Source organism: Fulvivirga sp. (assembly GCF_040218215.1).
Classification (GTDB): Bacteria; Bacteroidota; Bacteroidia; order Cytophagales; family Cyclobacteriaceae; genus Fulvivirga.
This window is the reverse complement of sequence record NZ_JAVJQL010000014.1, coordinates 515,076-537,235: the sequence shown is the minus strand read 5'-3', so window position 1 is coordinate 537,235 and position 22,160 is coordinate 515,076. Positions and strand designations below refer to the sequence as shown.

Annotated in this window: 14 protein-coding genes; 6 read left to right on the top strand and 8 right to left on the bottom strand. The window is 38.5% G+C overall.

Features of this window, described 5'->3' with window-relative positions:
- Positions 1-8: 8 nt before the first annotated feature.
- The 7 genes from RIB54_RS11100 to RIB54_RS11070 all read right to left on the bottom strand — a co-directional run bounded on the left by RIB54_RS11100 (position 9) and on the right by RIB54_RS11070 (position 12,769).
- Entirely contained in the window at positions 9-1,187 is a 1,179-nt protein-coding gene (locus RIB54_RS11100; RefSeq protein WP_350100975.1) for an MFS transporter, read from the bottom strand.
- 56 nt (positions 1,188-1,243) lie between these two features.
- Positions 1,244-4,678 (bottom strand): T9SS type A sorting domain-containing protein, encoded by a 3,435-nt coding sequence (locus RIB54_RS11095; RefSeq protein WP_350100974.1) that lies wholly within the window; start codon positions 4,676-4,678, stop codon positions 1,244-1,246.
- A 172-nt stretch (positions 4,679-4,850) separates the two neighbouring features.
- Complete coding sequence (locus RIB54_RS11090; protein ID WP_350100973.1) at positions 4,851-6,038, bottom strand: phosphoglycerate kinase; 1,188 nt, start codon at positions 6,036-6,038, stop codon at positions 4,851-4,853.
- A 12-nt stretch (positions 6,039-6,050) separates the two neighbouring features.
- Positions 6,051-7,010: an L-threonylcarbamoyladenylate synthase gene (locus RIB54_RS11085; protein ID WP_350100972.1), complete on the bottom strand. Its 960-nt coding sequence runs from the start codon at positions 7,008-7,010 to the stop codon at positions 6,051-6,053.
- A 419-nt stretch (positions 7,011-7,429) separates the two neighbouring features.
- The gene (locus tag RIB54_RS11080) at positions 7,430-7,990 is read right to left on the bottom strand and encodes an NUDIX hydrolase (RefSeq protein ID WP_350100971.1); all 561 of its coding nucleotides are present in this window, start codon (positions 7,988-7,990) and stop codon (positions 7,430-7,432) included.
- Positions 7,991-8,347, bottom strand: coding sequence for a carboxypeptidase regulatory-like domain-containing protein (locus RIB54_RS11075; protein ID WP_350100970.1), 357 nt, complete (start codon positions 8,345-8,347; stop codon positions 7,991-7,993).
- 9 nt (positions 8,348-8,356) lie between these two features.
- On the bottom strand, positions 8,357-12,769 hold the full coding sequence (locus RIB54_RS11070; protein ID WP_350100969.1) for a T9SS type B sorting domain-containing protein: 4,413 nt from the start codon (positions 12,767-12,769) through the stop codon (positions 8,357-8,359).
- A gap of 195 nt (positions 12,770-12,964) precedes the next feature.
- On the opposite strand from RIB54_RS11070, the gene RIB54_RS11065 reads away from it, so the two are divergent.
- The 6 genes from RIB54_RS11065 to RIB54_RS11040 all read left to right on the top strand — a co-directional run bounded on the left by RIB54_RS11065 (position 12,965) and on the right by RIB54_RS11040 (position 20,145).
- Complete coding sequence (locus tag RIB54_RS11065) at positions 12,965-14,026, top strand: PorP/SprF family type IX secretion system membrane protein (protein ID WP_350100968.1); 1,062 nt, start codon at positions 12,965-12,967, stop codon at positions 14,024-14,026.
- 12 nt (positions 14,027-14,038) lie between these two features.
- Positions 14,039-14,389, top strand: a complete 351-nt coding sequence (locus RIB54_RS11060; RefSeq protein ID WP_350100967.1) for a translation initiation factor — start codon at positions 14,039-14,041, stop codon at positions 14,387-14,389.
- Between the two features lie 140 nt (positions 14,390-14,529).
- Positions 14,530-15,768, top strand: coding sequence for a hypothetical protein (locus RIB54_RS11055; protein ID WP_350100966.1), 1,239 nt, complete (start codon positions 14,530-14,532; stop codon positions 15,766-15,768).
- 32 nt (positions 15,769-15,800) lie between these two features.
- Positions 15,801-16,811 carry a sensor histidine kinase gene (locus RIB54_RS11050; RefSeq protein WP_350100965.1) on the top strand — a complete coding sequence of 337 codons (1,011 nt, stop codon included), beginning with the start codon at positions 15,801-15,803 and terminating at the stop codon, positions 16,809-16,811.
- Position 16,812: 1 nt separating this feature from the next.
- Positions 16,813-17,571 carry a LytR/AlgR family response regulator transcription factor gene (locus RIB54_RS11045; RefSeq protein WP_350100964.1) on the top strand — a complete coding sequence of 253 codons (759 nt, stop codon included), beginning with the start codon at positions 16,813-16,815 and terminating at the stop codon, positions 17,569-17,571.
- Positions 17,572-17,727: 156 nt separating this feature from the next.
- Positions 17,728-20,145: an ABC transporter permease gene (locus RIB54_RS11040; protein ID WP_350100963.1), complete on the top strand. Its 2,418-nt coding sequence runs from the start codon at positions 17,728-17,730 to the stop codon at positions 20,143-20,145.
- 37 nt (positions 20,146-20,182) lie between these two features.
- On the opposite strand, the gene RIB54_RS11035 is transcribed toward RIB54_RS11040, so the two are convergent.
- Complete coding sequence (locus RIB54_RS11035) at positions 20,183-21,589, bottom strand: PAS domain-containing sensor histidine kinase (RefSeq protein ID WP_350100962.1); 1,407 nt, start codon at positions 21,587-21,589, stop codon at positions 20,183-20,185.
- Between the last annotated feature and the right edge of the window lie 571 nt (positions 21,590-22,160).

Here is a 22,160-nt window from a genome sequence, read left to right as displayed (position 1 = left end):
CGACTATGTTAAACGGCTGCCTTTTTAGATAAAGCGATAAGCCCCAGCACTGGTCCGATAGATAATGTCAAAAATAAATACTGAACATCAACAAAAGTTTGTAGCCAACTGATGACCTGAATGCTTACTATGGTTATGGCAAACCCTATACAATTTACTATAGTCAACGCTGTCCCTTTTATCTCAGGATTTGCATTTTGCGCCACCAGCGTAGAAAATAACGGTGAATCGGCAATTACTGTCACTCCCCAAAACAACAGAAAACCAATAAGGATCAAACTGGAATTAACGGTTAATATCAGTGGTGAAAGCAGGCAACAAATACAGGAAAGTGCTAATGCCAAGGTTGCAATGTTTTTAGTGCCTAACTTCTGAGCAGCATATCCACCCATGACACAGGCGGGGCCACCGATACCTATGATTAAAAATGACAATAACGGAACATTGATAACAGAATCCAGATGGGCTGAATTGTAAGCCATTAAAATAAAAGGCACAAAGGCCCAAAAAGTATACAGCTCCCACATATGGCCAAAATAGCCAAAGGCAGCTGTCCGGAAGTCTGAATTTTTAAATACTCGAAAAAATGCTGAGACATCTAATTGTTGACCAGCCTTTCTGAAAGGACCATCGGGGACAAAGAGCGCCATTAACAAGCCTCCAGTAGCCGCCAAGGAAGTTGTACCGATAATCACAGATTTCCAGTCCGAAAAATTGATAAAGCTTTTGATAAAGTGTGGAAAGGCTGTGCCTAATACCAGCGCACCAACCAGAAAGCCCAGAGATTTACCAAGACCTTTCTCGAAATGATCAGCGGCAATCTTCATCCCTACCGGGTAAATGCCGGCCAGAAAGAATCCTGTTCCGAACCTTATGGCTACCAAGCTCCAAAGGCCATTGTTAGGTAATAATACACCGAGATTAATAAAGGCGCCTATAAGAGCGCAGGTTAGGAATACTTTTGATGGTGAGAAGCGATCGGCAATAGTTAATAATGCAAAAATCAATGTGCCAGTGATAAAGCCAAACTGAACTGAGGAGGTAAGATGACCCAGTGCGGTAGAAGGTAAATTGAAATTTAAAACGAGCTCATTCAAAATGGCATTACCGGCAAACCATAATGAGGTGCAGCAAAACTGAGATAAGACAATGAATAAGACAATTTTTGAAGATTCTGTTTGATTCATTGGGCTTTTTATATTACCAGCCAAGAGCGTTGTGTTAATACTTGAATCCTGTCAAGTTAAATTTTTATAAATTTCCTTGTTACTGAATGTTCATCCTTTTTTAGAATCAAAATATACATGCCTTCTGGTATTGAGCTTATGTTTATGGTTAGGTTATCTTCCTTGAGGTTATTTTTCTGAATTATTAAGGTACCCATTGCGTCATAGATCAATAATTGATTATATCTTTCTTGGCCTATGTTGTTTAGAGTTATATGTGATTCGGCAGGATTGGGATAGATTAAAAATTGAGAAGATGCTTCTTTTACACTCAGAATGGCCATCACATCTACCTCAATTTTGTACGGTGAACTTTCATCGATACCATCATTTACAGTAACAAAAACACTTAGTAATCCACTAAAATCTTTTGCTGGTAACACTTGGTTTCCAGTTATGGTGTAGTTATTCCCGGGCATAACGGTTAATATGAAGTCACCTGGAAAATCATTGTCAGGGTCTTCAACTGTAAAGTCCTCAATTGAGATTAGCAGAGATGTTTCTTGATTTGTGGAAAAGGAAGATTCAGTAGAAATTATTTCTGGAATGTCATTAATTGCTGTTACATCAACAGATAGCAAATAAGGCTCGCTGTAATCTAAACCATCATTAACAATAATCGGAACAGAGAGTGTACCATTAAAATTTTCAACTGGGATTATTTCATTATTCGATACCGTATAATTGTCCCCTTCTGAGACTGATAGGGTGAAGTCACCTGGAAAATCATTGTCAGGATCAACTACAGTGATGTTCTCAATTAAAATTAGTAGAGGAGTCTCTTCAGGAGTTGAAAGAGATACAGCTGCAGTGATTTCTGGAATGTCATTAATTGCTGTTACATCAACAGATAGCAAATAAGGCTCACTGTCATCTAAACCATCATTAACAGTAATCGGAATAGAGAGGGTACCATTAAAATTTTCAACTGGGATTATTTCATTATTTGAAACCGTATAATTGTCCCCTTCTGAGACAGATAGTATGAATTCTGTAGGAAAATCATTGTCAGGATCAACTACAGTGATGTTCTCAATTAAAATTAGCAGAGGAGTCTCTTCAGGAATTGAAAGAGATGCAGCTGCAGTGATTTCTGGAATGTCATTAATTGCTGTTACATCAATAGATAGCAAATAAGGCTCACTGTCATCTAAACCATCATTAACAGTAATTGGAACAGAAAGGGTACCATTAAAATTTTCAACTGGGATTATTTGATTATTGGATACTGTGTAATTGTTCCCCTCCAATGTAGAAATTGTGAAGTCTATGGGGAAATTATTATCAGTATCAACAACAGTAATATCATCCAATGAAATAGCCAAAGGTGTCTCCTCTAAGGTGGAAAGATGAGTCGCAGCGGTTATTTCTGGAATGTCATTATCAATAAACAGCAATCCTTTAGTTCTTGTATTAGTTGCATTAAGGGTTAAGTCACCTAAAAGCAAAAACAAGTTATCACTAATTGGAATCGGGTTAGCATTATATCTGGATATGGAAATATCATGATCAATCACAAAATCAGTTTCTAATGAACCTTCTTCACTAAGTTTTCCAATAAATAATTCATTAGTTAGGGAGTTAACACCTGAAAACAGAAGTGAATTATTTTTGAAATTTTGTCCATTAATAAAGTAGAACTGTTCGTTAAAAGAAGAGTTAAGGTTTTCTATATATTCTTCATCTAGAAGGCCATCGGTACCAAGTTTGAAAATTCCAAGGTTACTACTGAATCCATTAAATCCATAAGTACCTACTATTACTTCATCATTTGAAGTAATAGTAATGTAATTAATAGATGAGCTAGGACCTTCACCTATATCAAAAGAAAAGTCTAAAGAACCATCTATATTCAATCTTGCCAATCTATTAACTTCTATATTATTGACTTCGGTAAATGAGGATCCGTATACTATCTTTTCTGTAGACTGTAAACCAAATGCAAAAGCAGTGCTATTAATATTACTTGTATTTTCAAAATCAAATGATGTGTCTTGGCTACCGTCTTCATTCAAAATATATAAACCATTAGGGCCCGCCATTACAATTTTGCCATTGCTTAAAAATTCGAACTTCTCAGCAAAATATGAATCTGTTTTGCCTGAAGGCTCTATTACTTCTTCAGGAGTATTAAAGTCAGTAGCACGGTTTCCTAGATTATCAAGTTTTAGAAGTTTATTGCCAAATGAAACGAATATTTCATTTTCCTGTTTCACCTTAACTTCTTTTGGTAAGGTTCTAATAGTTGTTTCATTAGTAAATATGAAATTTGAATCCACATTTCCTTCGAGATCAATTTTCCCAATTTGATCGGTTGCTACGCCATTAAGGCTATGAAAATCGCCAGTTACTATTATGAAATCATCATAATATGCTGCGTTATTAAAATAACCTATGCGTTCTAATATAGGATTGAAATCGCTGTCTATTGTTCCATCTATGGAGTATTTCTTTAAGACATCTGTGTCAATCAAAATATCTCCATCTGGGTGAAGCGCAATTTTAAATGAGAGATCATTCAGGTCGAAGCTACTGTTTAAAGCGCCATCCAAGTTCAATTTTACTAATCTGACATAACTATCTTCCCCAACATAATAGTATTCCGTGACTAAGATTTGGTCATTGTGTACAATAACATTACTGCCAACATGACTATTGATAATTGGAGGTGAAAATTCAAGATCAACACTTCCATTTTCATTGAGTCTTGCCAAACCGTTACATGATATACCATTAAAGTTATTTATAAAGGATTCTGACAAAATGATTTTATTGTCATCTTGAACAACCATAGCAGTCAAAGGATCACTTGTTCCTAACCCAGTATCAAAAGTTTCATCTAAGTTTCCATTTGAATCAAACCTTGCAATATCATTCTTCAAGAAACCATTAACGGAACTAAAGGTTCCTGCAACGAGTATTTTTTCATTTTGAAAGGCCAAAGTTCTCACAACACCATTTTCAAACAAATTGTCATTATTGAAACCTGTAACCAGTGTGAAATTGGAATCATATTTTTTTAGCCCTAGTCCATTTGCTGCAAGAAAAATATAGTCATTTTTGATTTTAAAATCTGAATAAAACGTTGAAACCCCGAGGTTAATCGAGCTGATAATTGTTCCAAATTCATTTATCTTATATAAAGAATCACGATCTAATGCTATAATTTCACCTGTCGATAGAAACTCTATTTTCTTAATGCTTTTTTCGTGTGTAAATTCAAAATTCGAATCCAGTGAACCATCTAAATTTAACTTAATTACACTCTGAACTTCAGTACCATTATGAAAGTCAATGTCCCCAGCAAGAAGTATTTTGTTATCGGGAGTAACTTTGATTTCATCGATTGAGGCAAAAGTCTTTGGTGTGGGCATGTTAAAGCTATCAACCAGATGTTGACTGTTTGAATGATAGGTAATCAACACTAATAAAATGAGGAGAATGTTTTTCATGTAGTTATCTCAAAGAAGGCTATAATAATAGTTTAATTGAAGGCTTAAGATATTTGTTAAGTTATAATTTATTTAATATTCGCTATACCATATACTTCGGTGTAAATATAGTGTTCGAAACCATAAAAAAAGCAGCCTTGGCTGCTTTTTAACTTTTATATTTATCAATCGATTAATTTTCCAATGCGGCTACACCAGGAAGTACTTTGCCTTCCATATATTCTAATAATGCACCACCACCTGTAGATACATAACTCACATCATCGCCATAGCCTAGGTTGTTGACAGCTGAAGCTGAGTCACCACCGCCAATCAATGAGAAACCACCATTTTTAGTAGCTTCTACAACTGCTTTAGCCACGTTGTTGGTGCCGTTCGAGAATTTCTCCATTTCGAAAACGCCCATAGGTCCATTCCACAATATGGTTTTAGATTTCTTAATAATGTTGCTAAATACTTCGGTTGCCTGAGGGCCAATGTCAAGTCCCATCCAGCCATCAGGTATGCTCGTGTTGGCTACTGTTTGAGTATTGGCATCAGCAGCAAACTTATCAGCAATGATACTGTCAAAAGGCAGCTCAAGGTTGACACCTTTCTCTTTTGCCTTTGTAATCAACGTTTTTGCAAGGTCTAGTTTATCTTCTTCAACTAATGAAGAACCAATCTGTCCGCCCATGGCCTTGAAGAAGGTGTATGACATACCACCACCAATGATCAGGTTGTCCACTTTGTCTAGTAGTCTTTCTATGATTAAAATCTTGTCAGAGATTTTAGCGCCACCCATTATAGCTGTATATGGCTTTTGGGCGTTGTCCAATACCTTTTGAGCATTGTCAAGCTCTGCAGCCATTACATAACCACTTACTTTTGTATCAAAAAACTGAGCAACAATACTAGTGGAGGCATGAGCTCTGTGGGCGGTTCCAAAGGCATCATTGACATAGATATCGCCAAGTTCAGAAAGCTTTTTAGCAAAGTCTGCGTCACCTTTTTCTTCTTCTTTGTAAAAGCGAAGGTTTTCCAAAAGCAATACTTCACCTGCTTTAAGGCCTTCTGCTAATGTTTTGGCATCAGCACTAATACAGTCAGAAGCAAACTTCACTTCGGTGCCAAATCGGCCACTAAGGTCTTTCACCAAATGCTTCAAAGAGAATTTCTCTTCTGGCCCTTCTTTAGGCCGTCCTAGGTGAGACATTAATATCGCTGAACCACCATCATCTAAGATCTTTTTAATGGTAGGTACTGCGGCTTTTATTCTTGTGTCATCAGTTATTTCGTATTTAGCATTCAATGGCACATTAAAATCCACGCGGATTAATGCCTTTTTACCACTGAAATTAATATCATCTATTGATTTCATCTGTATATGTTTTTAATGTGTTGTTTTCTTTGCTGCAGCTCTTTTGAGTCTGTCATTAATGGCTAAACCGAGGCCTTCTTCTGGCACTAGTTCTGCAAGTATCAAATCTAAGGGCTGTCGGTCTAACCACCTCAAATAAGCGAATAAGTTTTTTGCTGCAGTGGTCATTTTACCATCAGGAGCTAAAATTTTTTGAGTTTGCTGTCCAAAATCGACCGAAAAAGAGAGTATGCCTATCTTTTTGCCACTATGATCTTCAATGTTTGATTCGATGTCTCCTAACAGAATTGGAGTCAAAGGGCTATAATGATTTTCCAGCATTCCGGGAGCAAGTGGGTTAGAACTGGAATGTGTTTTAACTTTTACTTTACCAACTAGAGCTTCTATTTCATCAACACTGACACCACCTAAACGATGAATGGTAATCTCATCATTTTCAAAACCAATGATGGTAGACTCAATACCTACATTGCTTTCTCCACCGTCTAAAATATAAGGTATTTTGCTTCCCAACTGATCTTCTACATGCTGTGCAGAAGTAGGACTTATGTACCCAAAAGGATTAGCACTTGGCGCAACCAATGGAAAGTCCAGTGACCTTAGCAGTTCAAGGGTTATTTCCTTATTAGGAATTCTTACAGCCACAGTGTCAAGTCCCGAGGTGACAAGATCTGGGATGATACTTTTTCTTTTTAATAGCATTGTCAAAGGCCCTGGCCAATAATGTTCTGCCAAAATAGCAGCCTTTTCAGGAATCTCAGTTACAAGATTCTTCACTTGATCCAGACTGTAAGTATGCACAATTAAAGGATCGAATGCAGGCCGGTTTTTAGTGGCAAAGATATTGGCAACAGCATCCAGATTGTAGGCATTTCCTGCCAGCCCATATACCGTTTCAGTTGGTATGGCTACCAGCTGTCCATCTTCCAGAAGTGCTTTTGCTTTTAATATGTCTTTGCCTATTTCAGCCATGATTCAATTTGATGTGCAAACTTATTGATTTTTATCTTTTTAGCGAGTAGGGTTTGTATACTCGGCTGAGATTCCTGCCTGTGTTTGCGCTAAAGCTTCAGCGACATGCGCGTGCAGGAATGACGAGAAGAAAAGACAAAATCGAAAACCGTCATTTCTGAGAGCCTGCCTGTCCGGTAGGCAGGCGCAGCGAGTCAGGAATCTCCAACTCCAATAAAATAGAGTCTAGGTCAATCTGAGATAATTATTATCTTTACTCTTATCTAATCAAAAGAAATAACATGAGTAGCAAAACACGTTCAATTCTAAAGTTGGTGGCCATATTAGTTGTAGTACTTTGTGTATTGATGAAAATGTCAATCATCATCATACCTGTGCTGGTACCTCACATGTTTTGGATGGTAGTTATAGCCTTCGGTTTATTGTTTATTTCCGGCAAGTAGCCTTCTTGTCTTTTCGGCCATTCTAAGTATAGATTCATTGTTTTTTGAGTAGGACTTAAGCTCATTAAGGGCTATCCATCCCAAGTCGTTGGATTCATTACTGATACTGAAGGACTCGTTTTCATCAGCAGTGAAAAGCAGTCTCACGTCATAATGCAAATGTTCTGGGTCTGATTTGCGAGCGGGAATGGTATGGATGTCGATATCGAAAATATCTGTGCTAACTAACTTAATTGAAGATAAACCTGATTCTTCCAATGCTTCATCAGCCGATACTTTGATGATATCGGTTTCACCGTCTGCATGACCTCCAAGCTGCAACCATCTGTTCAATTTTTTATGGTGGGTCAGGAGTGCCTTGTCATAGGCTTGATTCACAATCCAGGCTGACCCTGTGATATGACCTATTTGCAATGATCTTTCAAAACAATTAGGGTAAGTATTAATAAAGGATAAAAAAGAAGCCCTGAAGGCTTTTTCATTTTCATCTTCAGGGCTGTAGTATTCTAATTTTTGAATTAAATTCTTCCTGTGCAATTACTCTATGATTATGGTTAGCTTGTTCATTTTACCATCTTCTAATTTAGCAGTTGCCACACCAGCACCAACATTGTTTTTATCACCTTTAACTGCATTCACAAAGTAAACCTTGCTTTCCAGTTCTTTGAATTTAACATTGCCCTTTTTGTCGGTCATTAGTTTTTCAGTAACTGGATTGGTTTCATTTCTGTAATCCTCTTCGCTACCAAAAAGTTGTACAGACACACCTTCTTCAATATTGCCCAGCTCGTTGCGCACATTGATTTTCATAGAAGTATTAAAAACCTGAAAGGTGGAAAATGATGATAAAGCCAGCATTAAACCACAGAAGATCAATAATTTACTTGTTTTCATATTTTTTGTTTATCTAATTAAAGTTACTCCTCCACGCATTTCCTGAATGCCTTCCTCAGGCTTAGCTGCACTTTTGAAGTTTATCCTATATGCATAAGTGCCACCAGGCAATGGTCGTGAATCTTCGTTATTATACGTACCATTCCATGCAAAGTCAAGCTGATTGGACTGAAAAATCAATTCGCCCCAACGGTTGAAAATAAATATTTCAAAATCCTCTTCAGAAACTAAAACAGGGAATACGAAGAAGCTGTCATTTCTGCCATCACCATTTGGAGAGAAGGCAGTAGGTGCGTTTATTCTTGCCTTACAATCCTCGAAAATGTTAATTTCGGCAACAGTGACACAACCAAAGAAGTTGGTAAGTTCGGCCGTGATAACACCATTATTTAATATTTGTAATGAATCACCAGCAGCATTAAATTGGTAGTCTGCCAGATTGCCTGTAATCTCATTACCGCTTGGCGTGAACCACCTTACAGACTCGAAGCCAACAGGTGGACTTGGTAAAGTGACCGTTCTATTATCTGGCGATGGGTCCTGTGGGCATATCACAAATCGAGAGTCAAATGGATTGTCGCTAGGTGAATTAAAGATAACTTCCAAGGCATCTACATTATCGCATATGTTTATACCATCGCCAGTGGCTACAAAAGTATAAACACCAGCTGTACTTACAGTAACAGTATCAGCATCTGCGCTATTATCATTTTGAAACACCGGCTGTGAAGGCCCGGTGACATTTACAGATATAGCATTAGACGATGAATAAATTATTAAGGCTACTTCATCATCACAAACTATCACTTCATCCGGAATGTTCAATTCAGCCAATGGGGGTGGAGTGATTGTTAGATCAGAAACTGTTTTGGTACAGCCATTTACATCTGTCAACTCTAATAGATAGGTGCCTACTGGTGCAGATATGCTAAATAAGTTTACACTTTCTGTTCCTGTAGCTATCACTTGAGAGTTAGCCTGAATTCTTAATACATAGGTCAGGTCAAGAGGAGCTCCATTTGCAATAACTTCAATAGTTCCATTGTTTCCTTCACAGTCTGAATTAGTAGCAGAAGCAAACACATCATATGGAGCTGGGTCATTTAATGCTACAGCATCTGTTTCAATACATCCTGTTACTGCGTTTGTCACAGTAACTGTATAACCACCAGCTGCAAGATTTGGGATATTCACCACAGTAGGTGCGGTAACCGTATCAGGGCTTACACCAACCGGACCCGAAATAGCATACACAAAAGTACCAGTACTGGTAATATCTAAATCAAAGCTTCCATCATTAATGTTACATCCGGTAGGATCCGTTGCATTTTCTATGGTAAAAGAAGGTAATGGGCTAATAGTAAAATTCTGCTGGACGGAAGAAACAGGCACATCAAAAGTGCTGCATTCAGGTATTACATCAACAATCGCAGTGTAGGTGCCCGGAGTTGTAATTGTAAAACTGAAATCCCCATCATCTGTTACAGCACTTCTTAGTACTTCATTTCCATCAATGTCATTAATTCTCCACCTGTAGCGCTCAAGGCTGGAAGTATTGAGTATACTAAAATCATTTTGTTCACCTGAACAACCATTAAACACTGCTAGTAATAGATTTGGTGGAGAGGTATTAAATTGATTAATAAAGTTGGGCAGGCCTAATGTACTGGTTGTTCCTCCTGCAAGACTAAAGCCTGAAGCATTGTAACCCGGGTCAGTCTGGCCGGGTATGCCATTAGGGTTAGTAATAGTGGCCAGATTAGGTGCGCCATCCTTGGCTATATATATGGTGCCATCAGGTCCCTGCTGCAAGGCTCCCAAATCAACACCAGCCTCAAAGGCCACTTCTTCTCTCGAATTTCTTATATAGTCAGGATCGGTAACTTCTCCAGCTACTGTAGTAGTGTCAATTTCCCACCAGAATATTTTAGTACCACCTCCATTGGCATTTCGCAAAGTAGCAAAAACCTTATTTTCATCGGGAGAGAATTCAACACCATAAACCTGACCTGTTTCACTTCCAAAATCTAAACTTACAGGCATACTAACCGCTCCTGTTGCATTGTCAAACTGAAACAGTTCAACAAAATTTTCAGTACTTGATATTGACAAGGCTACTGCCAACTGGCCAGTATTTGAAAGTTTCATGTAACCCTGTCCGGCAGTTGATGAAGTAGTTGTATGCGAAGTGCCAACATTAGAAATCACTGGGTTACCTAACCCTAATGCTGTTATTGGATAAGCCCTGAAATTGTTATTGCCAAACTCATGAACAATCACCCAATTGTTGTTTCCGGTTATTCTTTCAGTATTGCCATTATATAATACTGTAGAAACTACATCTCCATTACTATCCCTTATCAGGTCACCAAGTCCCTGGCGCTGTTTAAGATCATAAATAACATAACTAAACTGGTATTCAAATGCCCCAGACGTACTGTAGGTGGGCTTAGATAGGAAAATGTAATACAAGGTGGCATCACCTGGAAAGGGTACTATAAAAGAAGATTGAGCAGCATTTTGATCACCACCAATGTCTGTGGCGAATGGTGACCCTGCGGGAGTTCCGCTTCTATCAAAAACACTTTCTCCATTAGTATAGAAGATAGGGTTTCCATTGTCATCACAATAAATGGCAGCTCCTTCGGAGCTCTGCATTTGATTACCGCCATTGTAAATAGTAGCATCTCCGAAAGGTATAGGCACAGCCGGACCTGGTGGGTCATCTGATAATGGATTAAAATCTATACCGGCATTATTACCAAAATACCATATAAAAGCACGTTGTTCAATTGCCCTATATTCCACCACCTGTAAAGGTGCATAGGCTTCGCAGCCATTAGGATCAGTGGCTATTACATAGTAACTGCCAGGTTCTGTTATAGTGGTAGTTGCACCATCCACATCATTGTTGGACCATCGGAAAGTAACACTTCCTGCATTGGTGCCTGATGCAGTAGCGGTATAGTCTTTGGGAAAATCCTCAGCACATAAGGTGTCTGATTGAGGGAATCCACTTATCTGTATATCAAAATCAATAATATCTACCGTTTTAGTAACAGAGTCAACAGACCCATTGAGAAAGGCGAATAGTTTAGCATCATACTGCCCTGCGGCAGCATAGGTATTGATGCCGTTCAATTGTCTTGAAAAATTTCCGTCACCAAAATCCCAAACTACACTGTCAGCGGGAGGATTAATCTCTGGAAAAAAGAAAGTTGGTACATTAGCACAGATTCCTGCAAATGTAAAATCCACAGAGGCCATCGGGTCTATATCAGGTAAGAATGCGGGAAATTGCATCCCGGCAAAGGCTACATTACCAAATGCTCTTGGGTTGTATAGTGTTTGCGATACCACGGAATCAGGAGCATTGATCCTTCCAACCCTGAATTGCCCAAACCCCGCCTCATAAAGATGGTAAATAGTACTGTCGGGACCCATTTGAAGACCAAAACTTCTGGATAATATCTGCCCACTAACTGGTCTTAAGGTAGGTGGACTGTCTGTGAAATTTATTTGCATCAATTCATCTATTCCACCTCCAAAGTTGCCGGAAAGGTAAAGGATGTCTCCATTATTACTCCATTCAGTATCGTAGATATTGGAAGATAAACCGCTGGTATTGGTCCCTGCTATGGTTGAAACAAAAGTCAATGTGCCTGTAGCAGGGTCTATGTTGAGTATAGCAACCTCTTCCGCAGGGTTTGATGGTGCAACCGCTATTTGATTTGTAAATGAATTATAAGAAAAGTTCTCTACTGAAGTTGGGGTACCGCCAATCGCAACAGAAGTAGTATTAATTGTCCCTGCATTATCAATGCTGGTCACATTATAATTGTCCGAGGCTTCATCATAAGTAATCAACCAAAAGCCATCCCGGGTGTTGTTAGGAACTATGATCATACCTTCAGACAGTGTTCCTGAAGGTAGGCTTGTTATATCGTTAATCGGAGTACTTAAACTTCCTTGGCCAGGAGCAGGAAAAGGTGTTGCTCCTGGTGCGTAGGCCGTTTTATCAAATACTGATCTACTGATATTTGTTCCATTATTGGTGAAGATGAAAAACTCATCTGAGTTAGTGGGATTTGTACAGATTACAACTCCCTGATTGAAAGACGAATTACCATTTAAATTAGGGCTTAAGGCACTATTAAATGCATCATAAACTGTTACTCCGTCAGTGTAAAATAATAATGCTCCTGTTACCGGGTCGGTAGCTACTGCACTACCTCCTGTTCCCAGATTATTCGGCAGCGTTACATTTTCAGTGGTGTAGTCAGGACGTACAAAGCGGAAATTGTTTTGGTTGTTGCCAAAATACCAATTAAGGTTAGCGTTGCTCTGAGCAGAAACCTGAAATAAACCACCAACTAAGAAAATGAAAAGCAGAAATAACCTGCGGGGTAAACTATGGAGCATTCTCACAAAATTTATTTATCTATTAAACTGTTTTAGTGTGGTTCTGATTGCCATACAGCGCAAGAAAATTTTTAAGTCTAAATACTAAATTATACAAATAAGCTCAAAATGCCGTTATGGTATGAATCTAAGTTTGTTTATTTTTGGAAGCGGTACTTGTTTTAATTTTTATACGTATTTTGCTATTTGGAGCAAATGATAGACCAATTTTTCATGCGTAAATTCTTCACGTTAATTTGCCTGTTTATGCTGACATTACCAGTATTGGTAACTGCACAGGATCCTCAATTCTCGCAGTTTTATTCAGCACCGTTGTACTTAAATCCGGCATTTGCCGGAGCCACTCAACAAGCCCGGGTTGGTCTTAATTATAGAAACCAATGGCCTGCTATTGAGGCTAATTTCGTCACGCTATCAGCCTATTTTGATACTTATTTGGAAGATTATAACAGCGGTGTGGGCTTTCTTCTGATGCGTGACACGGAGGGACAGGCCGGACTGAAGTCTACCATGGTGGGATTGCAATACGCCTACCAACTTTATTTGACAGAGTGGCTGACCTTTCGCCCGGGAGTTCAGGTTGGGTTTTATAATCGTAATGTAAATTTTGCGGATTTAACTTTTGGAGATCAGTTTAATCCTGTAACGGGAGAGATAGAAAACCCTTCTTTAGAAACATTTGGAAACCTGACTAAGAGCTTTTTTGACCTTTCTTTTGGCGGAGTATTCTATACAAAAAATGCTTGGCTGGGTACTACTGTGAATCATATTAATACACCTAATCAGGCTTTTGAAGAAGATGCAGACCCTAAAGAGTTGCCGATGAAAACATCATTTCATGGTGGGTTAAGAATTCCTTTTAAGTCGGGGATAATGGGATCAGGTATGTATACCAGGCCGCAGGAAAGGAGCATTACACCAACATTTCAATATAAATCTCAAGGCGAGTTTGACCAGCTGGATTTGGGCCTTTATTTAACCATGGAGCCGATGATTTTTGGTGTTTGGTATAGAGGCTTGCCAACCAAATCGATAGAAGGTTTTAGTAATAATGAATCAATTGTAATGCTTGTAGGCTTTACTAAAAAAGGTAAGGATGATGTGCTTAATATCGGCTATAGTTATGATTATACGATTTCACAACTCGGTGCCGGTAGTGGAGGAGCACACGAGATATCAATATCTTACTCATGGTCTAACCGGGATCCTAGAAAACCACCGAAGCATGTGATGCAAATCCCATGTCCTGATTTCTAAAAATATTTTAAGATGGCTAAAAAAAATCAATGGAAAAATCGTGATGGTGTTGTCTATTCCACCAGCAACGATTATGACTATCAATCTTCAGGAGACGAGGAGCAGGAAACGCTTGACCCTCAACACCAGCAACTAAAGGTGATGCTTGACAAAAAGTCCAGGGGCGGCAAGCAGGTAACTTTGATAGAAGGTTTTGTAGGAAGTGAAGATGACCTTAAGGATTTGGGCAAGCTCCTTAAATCTAAATGTGGTGTTGGTGGTTCTGCCAAGGATGGCGAAATTCTTATTCAGGGGGATTTCAGAAAAAAAGTCCTTGAGCTATTGCATGCCGAAGGCTACAAAGCCAAACAATCAGGTGGCTAACAATTTTGTGCCGCCCGATTCAGTAACTTGATTTCTCATTTCAGTCTTTTCAAATACCGTTATAGCCCCAATGCCTGTCCGCTTCTCTTTATTTATAAGTTATTTGTGCCATGGATTCGTTGGAGAACTTAATATGTTTTATGGAGAAGAATAGAAAAGCACTGCAGTTGATATTGGGAATTGCGGTGGCCATGTTAATTGCCATCAACTCGTTGAAGGCACAAAATACTGAGGGGTTTATTTATGGAAGAGTATACACCTCTGACAATAGTTATACAGGTCAGCTGCGCTGGGGTAAAGAGGAGGCTTATTGGAACGATCACTTCAATGCTGCCAAGGTTGAAAACCAATACGAGAAATTTAAAAGAAGAAAGAGTAGCAGTAGCGATAGCTGGAGGGATTTAGATTGGAGAATTTCTTCCATCTGGGATGATAAATCAAGTAACTCAGTTCATCAATTTTCCTGTCAGTTTGGAGATATGAAAGAGCTGCACAACAACGGAAACGAGAGAATGACTGTTGTGCTTAAAAATGGCGAAGAAATCAGGCTATCAGGATCTGGTTATAATGATGGTAGCTCTCAAGTGGTGATATTGGATGATGAGCTTGGTGTAGTGAATATTCCGTGGAGCAGGGTAAGACGAGTTGAGTTTATGGAAACTCCTAAAAATCTCCCTAGAATTATGGGAGCACCTTTGTACGGTACTGTGGACACCCATCGTAAAGGTACTTTTACTGGCTATGTTCAATGGGATCATGATGAACGTATTGGTACTGATAAGCTGGATGGCGATACCCGAGATGGCGATGTTTCAATAACCTTTGACAATATTAAAAGCATTGAGAGAAGCGGTAATGGCAGTCAGATTGTATTGTATTCTGGCAGAGAGCTTTTCTTAACAGGATCGAATGATGTGAATAGTGGTAATAGAGGAATAATCGTGAGTGTAGACAATGTTGGTAAGATAGATATTCCCTGGAGTAGTTTTAGGTCTGTTACCTATGAAAAGGCAAAAGCATCTGGACCATCTTATGCTAGCTATGCGGTGCCCAAAGGCTTAAGTGGTAAGGTTTATACTTATGATGATGAGCAGATTAATGGTCAGATCATTTTTGACCTTGATGAAGCTTATGAGTTGGAGATACTTGAGGCCAAGGATGATGATGTAGAATATAAAATACCTTTCAGAAATATTAAGTCTATAAGGCCAAAGAACTATAACTACTCAATGGTTGTCTTGAGAAATGGAAATGAGCTTCTATTAGGTGATGCACGCGATGTGTCTGATAGAAATGCCGGGCTCTTGGTTTATACAAAAGGTGGAAACGAGCCTGTTTACATTGAGTGGAAGAATGTAACGGAAATTGTTTTCGATTAAGTTAAATTCGTAAAACATCAATTCTCTATTCGTTGAAGAAAAAGCAGCTCTTACTTACCATTCTTACAGTATTTCTTCTGGCATTTGCCTATATCTTATATGCACTTAGCCTAGCCGTAGAGGTTTATTATACCATTGGGTGGATTCTTGCCGTGGTGGCATTATTGATAATAGGCAACGGCTTTATTTCAATGCTTTTTGATAAAAAACTACCTTGGTTAAAGTTTGGCAGTAGAAGGTTGTTTTCCCACCTTGGTTTCGGCATCGTTTACTCATTGATTATAATAAACCTGGCCTATTTGTTATTTAAATGGGTGCTGACGAACGAGCCACCAACCACCTCTCAGATGGTAGTTACTAATGCTTATGGGCTTGTACTTTTTATCCCTGCATTTTCAGTTTATTTCAGCATGTACTTTTTAAGACATTGGCAGAAATCGGTACTGGAGACCGAAAAGTTCAAAAAGGAGACTTTGAAGTTTGAGCTGGACAACCTTAAAAGTCATCTTGATCCGCATTTCCTTTTCAACAATTTAAATATTCTGTCTTCTTTGATAGATACCAGCAAAGAAGAGTCAAAACGCTTTCTGGATAAGTTTGCCGATGTATATCGGTCGTTGTTGAAAACCAAAGATGAAGATCTCATAGCCATTGAAGATGAACTGGAGTTTATCAATGCCTATATCTATCTGCTTAAGACCAGGTTTGAAGAAAACATAATCTTCAATATTGATATTGATAAGTCTGTAAGGTTTATGATGATCCCACCATTGACCATTCAGCTGATGATTGAAAATGCTATTAAGCATAATGTGGCCAGTGAAAAGAAGCCTTTAAAAATTGATGTGGAGACGAAGGGGAAACTCCTTAAAGTGTGCAATAATCTAAATGAAAGGCCAAAAGATCCGGGGCAACCTGAAGGATCAGGAATAAAGAATATAAAACGTAGGTACAGCTATTTTACTGAAGAGCAAGTAGTTATTAACAAGAGTAATGATGAATTCTGTATTACTGTGCCTATTTTGGAGGTAGAAAGCATTTGATATGAAGGTATTAATACTGGAAGATGAAACACTCGCAGGGCAGAAAGTAAAGCAACTGCTTCATGAGATAGATGATAGCTTAGAAATTTTGGACATTATAAAAACAGTAGAAGATGCCAAGGCCTGGTATGATGAGAATGAAACTCCCGATTTAATCATCAGCGATATCCGCCTTCTTGACGGACTTAGTTTTGAGTTCTTTGAATCGATAGAATACAACAACCCTGTAATCTTTACTACGGCTTATGATCAGTATGCCATTAAGGCATTTGAAGTCAATAGTGTAGACTATTTGCTTAAGCCTATTCAAAAGGAGAAAATGGAGCAGGCGTTAAAAAAAGTTCAAAAGAATAATGCCAGCAATGCTGATAAAATTCCTTATCAGGAAATTATTGCTTTGATGCAGTCGCAGCAGAAGGATTTCAAGAGCCGCTTCATGATCAAGGCCGGGCAGAAGATTTTGGCGATTCCAGTTGAGAAAATTGCCTATTTCAGCAGCATAAACAAGCTGACTTATATAGTGGGTTATGATGGCAAGAAGTATCCTTATGACCAAACACTTGAAGTTGTAGATCAGCAGGTTGATCCAAAACTATTCTTTAGAGCAAATAGAAAATACATCACGAAATTCGATGCCATTAGCGAGATACACCCTTATTTCAAAGGCAGGATTAAAATAAACCTCAATCCTGAAGCCGAAGATGAAATTGTCATTAGTGCAGATAGGACACCAGAGTTTAAAAAGTGGCTGGACCAGTAAGATTTTGATACTCCGTAAGATAATGACACAATCAATTGTATCATTATGATACGATACATTAATGCATTATATTTTAAGTAGTTGGTTTTCAGATGTTTATGTTTTAGGCATTGGGTTTGGTTTTAATTGATTAATTTTCATTAAACCACCAATGTTATGTTATCTCAATATCTACTCGTTGCCTGGCGAAACATTTTAAAACACCAACTACATTCTATTCTCAATATTATTGGTTTAGGAGTGGGCCTTGCAGCATGCTTTATTATCGCAATTTATGTGAATTTCGAGCTCTCTTATGATAAGCACCACCCTCAGTCTGAAAACCTGTACCGTATTGCGTTAAACCGCATATACCCACAAAACGAAGTCAATTGGGCAATTATTCCAGTACCAGTGGCTCCAACAATAACAGAGTTGCTTCCAGAGGTGGAGAACTACACACACGTCACAATGGAGGATTTACCATTTGGTCGTTCAGGCACCAAACTTCGGGATCAGGAAATTACCACTGTGGATTCAGGATTTTTTGATATTTTCCACGCCCCTGTTATAAAAGGTAGTCTTACTAATGATTTTTTTAAGCGCAAGGATGGTGTCATTTTAACGCAACGTGCTGCAAAAAAATACTTTGATAGCGAAAATCCAATTGGACAATCGATGAGTTTTAAAATAGAAGAGGGAACAAAAGAGTTGATTGTGGAAGCTGTTATTGAAGATCCATTACCGTCCATGCATTTTAGTTATGAAGTTATTACAAGTGTTGAGTCACTTTCAATACCTCCCTTCATTGCAGAAAACTGGGGCTATTGGGGATTTTTAAGTTATATAAAAGTTTACCCAGATGTTGACATCTCTACTTTAGAAGAAAAGATTACGAAAATCTCCGAAGAACATCAATCAGAAGGAGATAACGATTACAACGACTGGTTAGACGCAGGTAATCGTTACAATTATTTTTTACAGCCCGTTCCTTCTATTCACCTCGAATCCAATCTGATGGCTGAGTATCAAATAAATTCCAGCAAGGATTTGGTCTATTTCTTTGCGCTCATTGCTGTGCTCATATTAGTTATAGCAATCGTAAATTTTGTGAATCTTGCTACAGCCAAGGCTTCTCATCGCACATTGGAGGTGGGTATTCGTAAAGCGGTCGGAGCTTATAGACAGGAACTTGTGATTCAATTTCTAATGGAATCAACGTTGATAAGCTTCATAGCTATGGCTGTTGCCCTTCCTGTTACTCAGATAACCTTGCCTTTTGTTCAGGCTATGACAGGGAAAGCGCTTTCATTATCCATCATGGTTTCACCTTTGGGCATTTTAGTGGTAATAGGTTTGCCCATTATCCTGGGTCTTTTGTCAGGGTTTTATCCAGCACTCTACTTATCTCATTTTCGACCAGCAGTTGTATTCCAGAAAAATGCTGTGCGTAGAGGTAGATACAGTTTCAGAAGGCTATTGGTTATAGGTCAATTTGTGATAGCAGTATTATTGATAGCAGGCACAGCAACAGTTTATCGTCAGGTTCACTTTTTATCAAACACCTCTTTGGGTTTTGATAAAAATCAGCTCATTAGTATTGATCGGATTTCTTTGCCCGAAGAGAAAATTGAGAGTTTTGCGCAACAGGCTCGCGAACTCCCTGGGGTAGAGGGAGTGGCTATTTCGAGTTACCCAATAGATGCCATTCATGAAGGCAATGTTTTGCGTCATCCAGATCAGCCTGAAGGTTGGATCAATGCGACTATGCTGCATGTAGATGAACAATATATTCCCACCATGGGTATGCAATTAATAGCTGGAAGAAATTTCCTGGCCACTGAAGTGAATCAGAAGAACGAAGGCCCCGAAAATGTAATTTTGAATGCGACCACAGTTAAGGCCTTGGGTTGGTACCCAAATGAAGCTGTTGGACAAACCATTGTTCAAGAGGGCGCCAAAAAGACTATCATTGGTGTGGTGGAAGATTTTAATTATGAGCCGCTACATAATGAAGTGGCTCCTTTAGAGCTTAGATGCACCTATTATGAGCGGCCAGTGCGTGCAGCCAACATTCGGATATCTGCCAATAGAACACCAGAAGCACTTGCCGGGCTCGAGAATTTATGGAATGATTATGCTAAGGATAAAATTTTCGCTTTTGAATATCTTGATGAGGTAATGGCTGAAGACTATGATGATGAGCGCTTAACGGGCAAGCTGTTTATTGCCTTTTCAGGATTAGCAATTTTGATTTGCTGCCTTGGGCTTTTCGGATTAATGGCTTTTATGGCAGAGCGTAGGGCCAAAGAAGTGGGCGTACGAAAGGTAATGGGTGCCAGAATGAGCCAAATAATTATGCTGCTGTCAACAGACTTTATGCGTCTTGTGCTGATCTCTTCAATTATCGCCATTCCAATTGCCTGGTATGGACTTGATCAGTGGTTAGAAGGTTTTGCCTACAGAGTAGAAAATTCTTTTTGGATATTAATGTTATCTGGTGCTATTGCCACCATTATTTCAATGGTAACGGTGGTTTATTATGCTTATCGTTCAGCTTCGGTAAACCCCACTAATTTATTAAAGGAGGATTAGAAGTGCTTTAACAAGGTTAGGCCTGGTATGGATAGGCCTAACTTTGTTTTTCATTCACATTGGGTAGTGTAATAATAAACTCGGTCCCTTCAAATCTAGTGGAGTTCACTTCAATCTTACCATGCAGTTTGTCAATGGACTCTTTAACAATGTATAGCCCAAGGCCAGATCCTGAACCTTTGTCTGACGCTCTAAAGAACATCTCAAAAATTCTATTCTTTACATCTTCATCAACGCCTTCACCATTGTCTTTCACTGATATTCTGGCGTGGTCATTTTCAACTTTGATATTTAAGCTGATATAAGGCTCAGACTTTGACATATCAGCGTATTTGATGGCGTTTGATATCAGATTATTAAATATGATTTTAATCCTAAAAGGATCGGAATAAAAGTCCATACCACCTTCAATGCTGAAATTCTTTTTGATTTTACTCACATTGTCCATGTAGTTAAGCAGCTCGAAAGCAGCATCAAACTCTTTCTTAAAATCAATTTTACAAATCTCAATTTCAAGACGTTTGTTTCGTGAGTAGTCTACAATGTCCTGAATAAAGTAGTCTAGTCGGTGTAGACTTTTCTCCTGAAGCTTTGCAAGCTGTAGCACTTCATCATGCTCTGTCTTCTTCAATAAGTTGACGAGCCCCAATAGTGAAGCAATGGGCGCTCTAAGGTCATGAGAGGCACTATAAACAAATCGGTCCAGCTCCTGGTTGATTTGGTGTAGCTCTTCATTGTTTTGCTGAATTTTATTTTCAGCAATTTTTCGTTCGGTAATATCCCTAACAATAGCTTGAATATAGACATTGCCCCCAATATCTAATCGGTTTAAAGATACCTCAGCATCGAAAGGAGTGCCGTCATATTGGATGTGCTGCCACTCGAAGAATTGAGGGTTTCCTTCCATTGCCGCTATTATTTTTTCCATAGCAGACTCCTCTGAGGACCTTCCATCAGGTTGATAGGCTGGTGAGAAGCGGTAAGGCGTTTCACCTATAATCTGATCTCTTTTACATTTAAAAATCCGAAGGGTGGATTCATTACAGTCCACAAAAGTTTTACTATCCATCATGAAGATGGCATCATTGGCGTAGTTAAAGAGGGTTTTAAAACGCTCTTCACTTTCAATGATTTTAGTTTGTTTCCTTAGCTGTTCTGTAATATCAATCCAGACCATAAGCAGCCCAGAGTTGGTAGGTATGCACTTGGTGTGAAACTGCCGATTATTGTAGGTGATGGTGCTTTTAGCAGTTTGGCCATTAAGCGCTAAATTGATGTCAGAAATTATATGGGCTTCTTCTTTATAAATATCCAGAGCCGATTGGCCTATAAGTTGTTCTGAAGTTTGGTTTGTCAGTATGTTATCTAGCCCATCAACAGATAGAATAGTTGCATTAGCATCTAAAAAATGAACGATTACATTTGAATCAGCAACTTCAGACATAATTAGGCTTCCAGATTGTATATCACATTGACTATATAGGCTTTTGGCTTAAGGATTTTATATTACTACAAGTTAATGTAATTGTACTTTAGATTCAAATGTTAGTCATTGTTAGGGAAATCAATCAGTTTTATTTTTTTGGTCTGTATATCTGATTTTGACATACGGTTTTGAAGAACTGTGTACGTGTAAAAACCAGTATATTGGATTTGATATAAAACTGATCATGAATAAATTTAATATCCATATCATTTTTTGGTCAGATCTAAGGTTCCTTGATGAAAGATGTGCTACAAAGAAAAGAGTAAGAAGGACATTCCATATCATCATGATAATATGAGTAATGAATATTTTATCCCGAAACCCTGCCAGATTTAGTGACAAGAAATTTAGATAGATAAGCAGAAAGTATAATGTGAGAATAATGGAAGCTATTTCTAATGCATATCTTACGTTGGATTAAGTTTCATCATTGTTGCGCCTAACGCCTGTGTAGAAAACGTATACCACACGAGGCTATAAAAAACTAAACGTAGCATTTTCTGCTAACTTTCTCAACGTTCACAAGTCA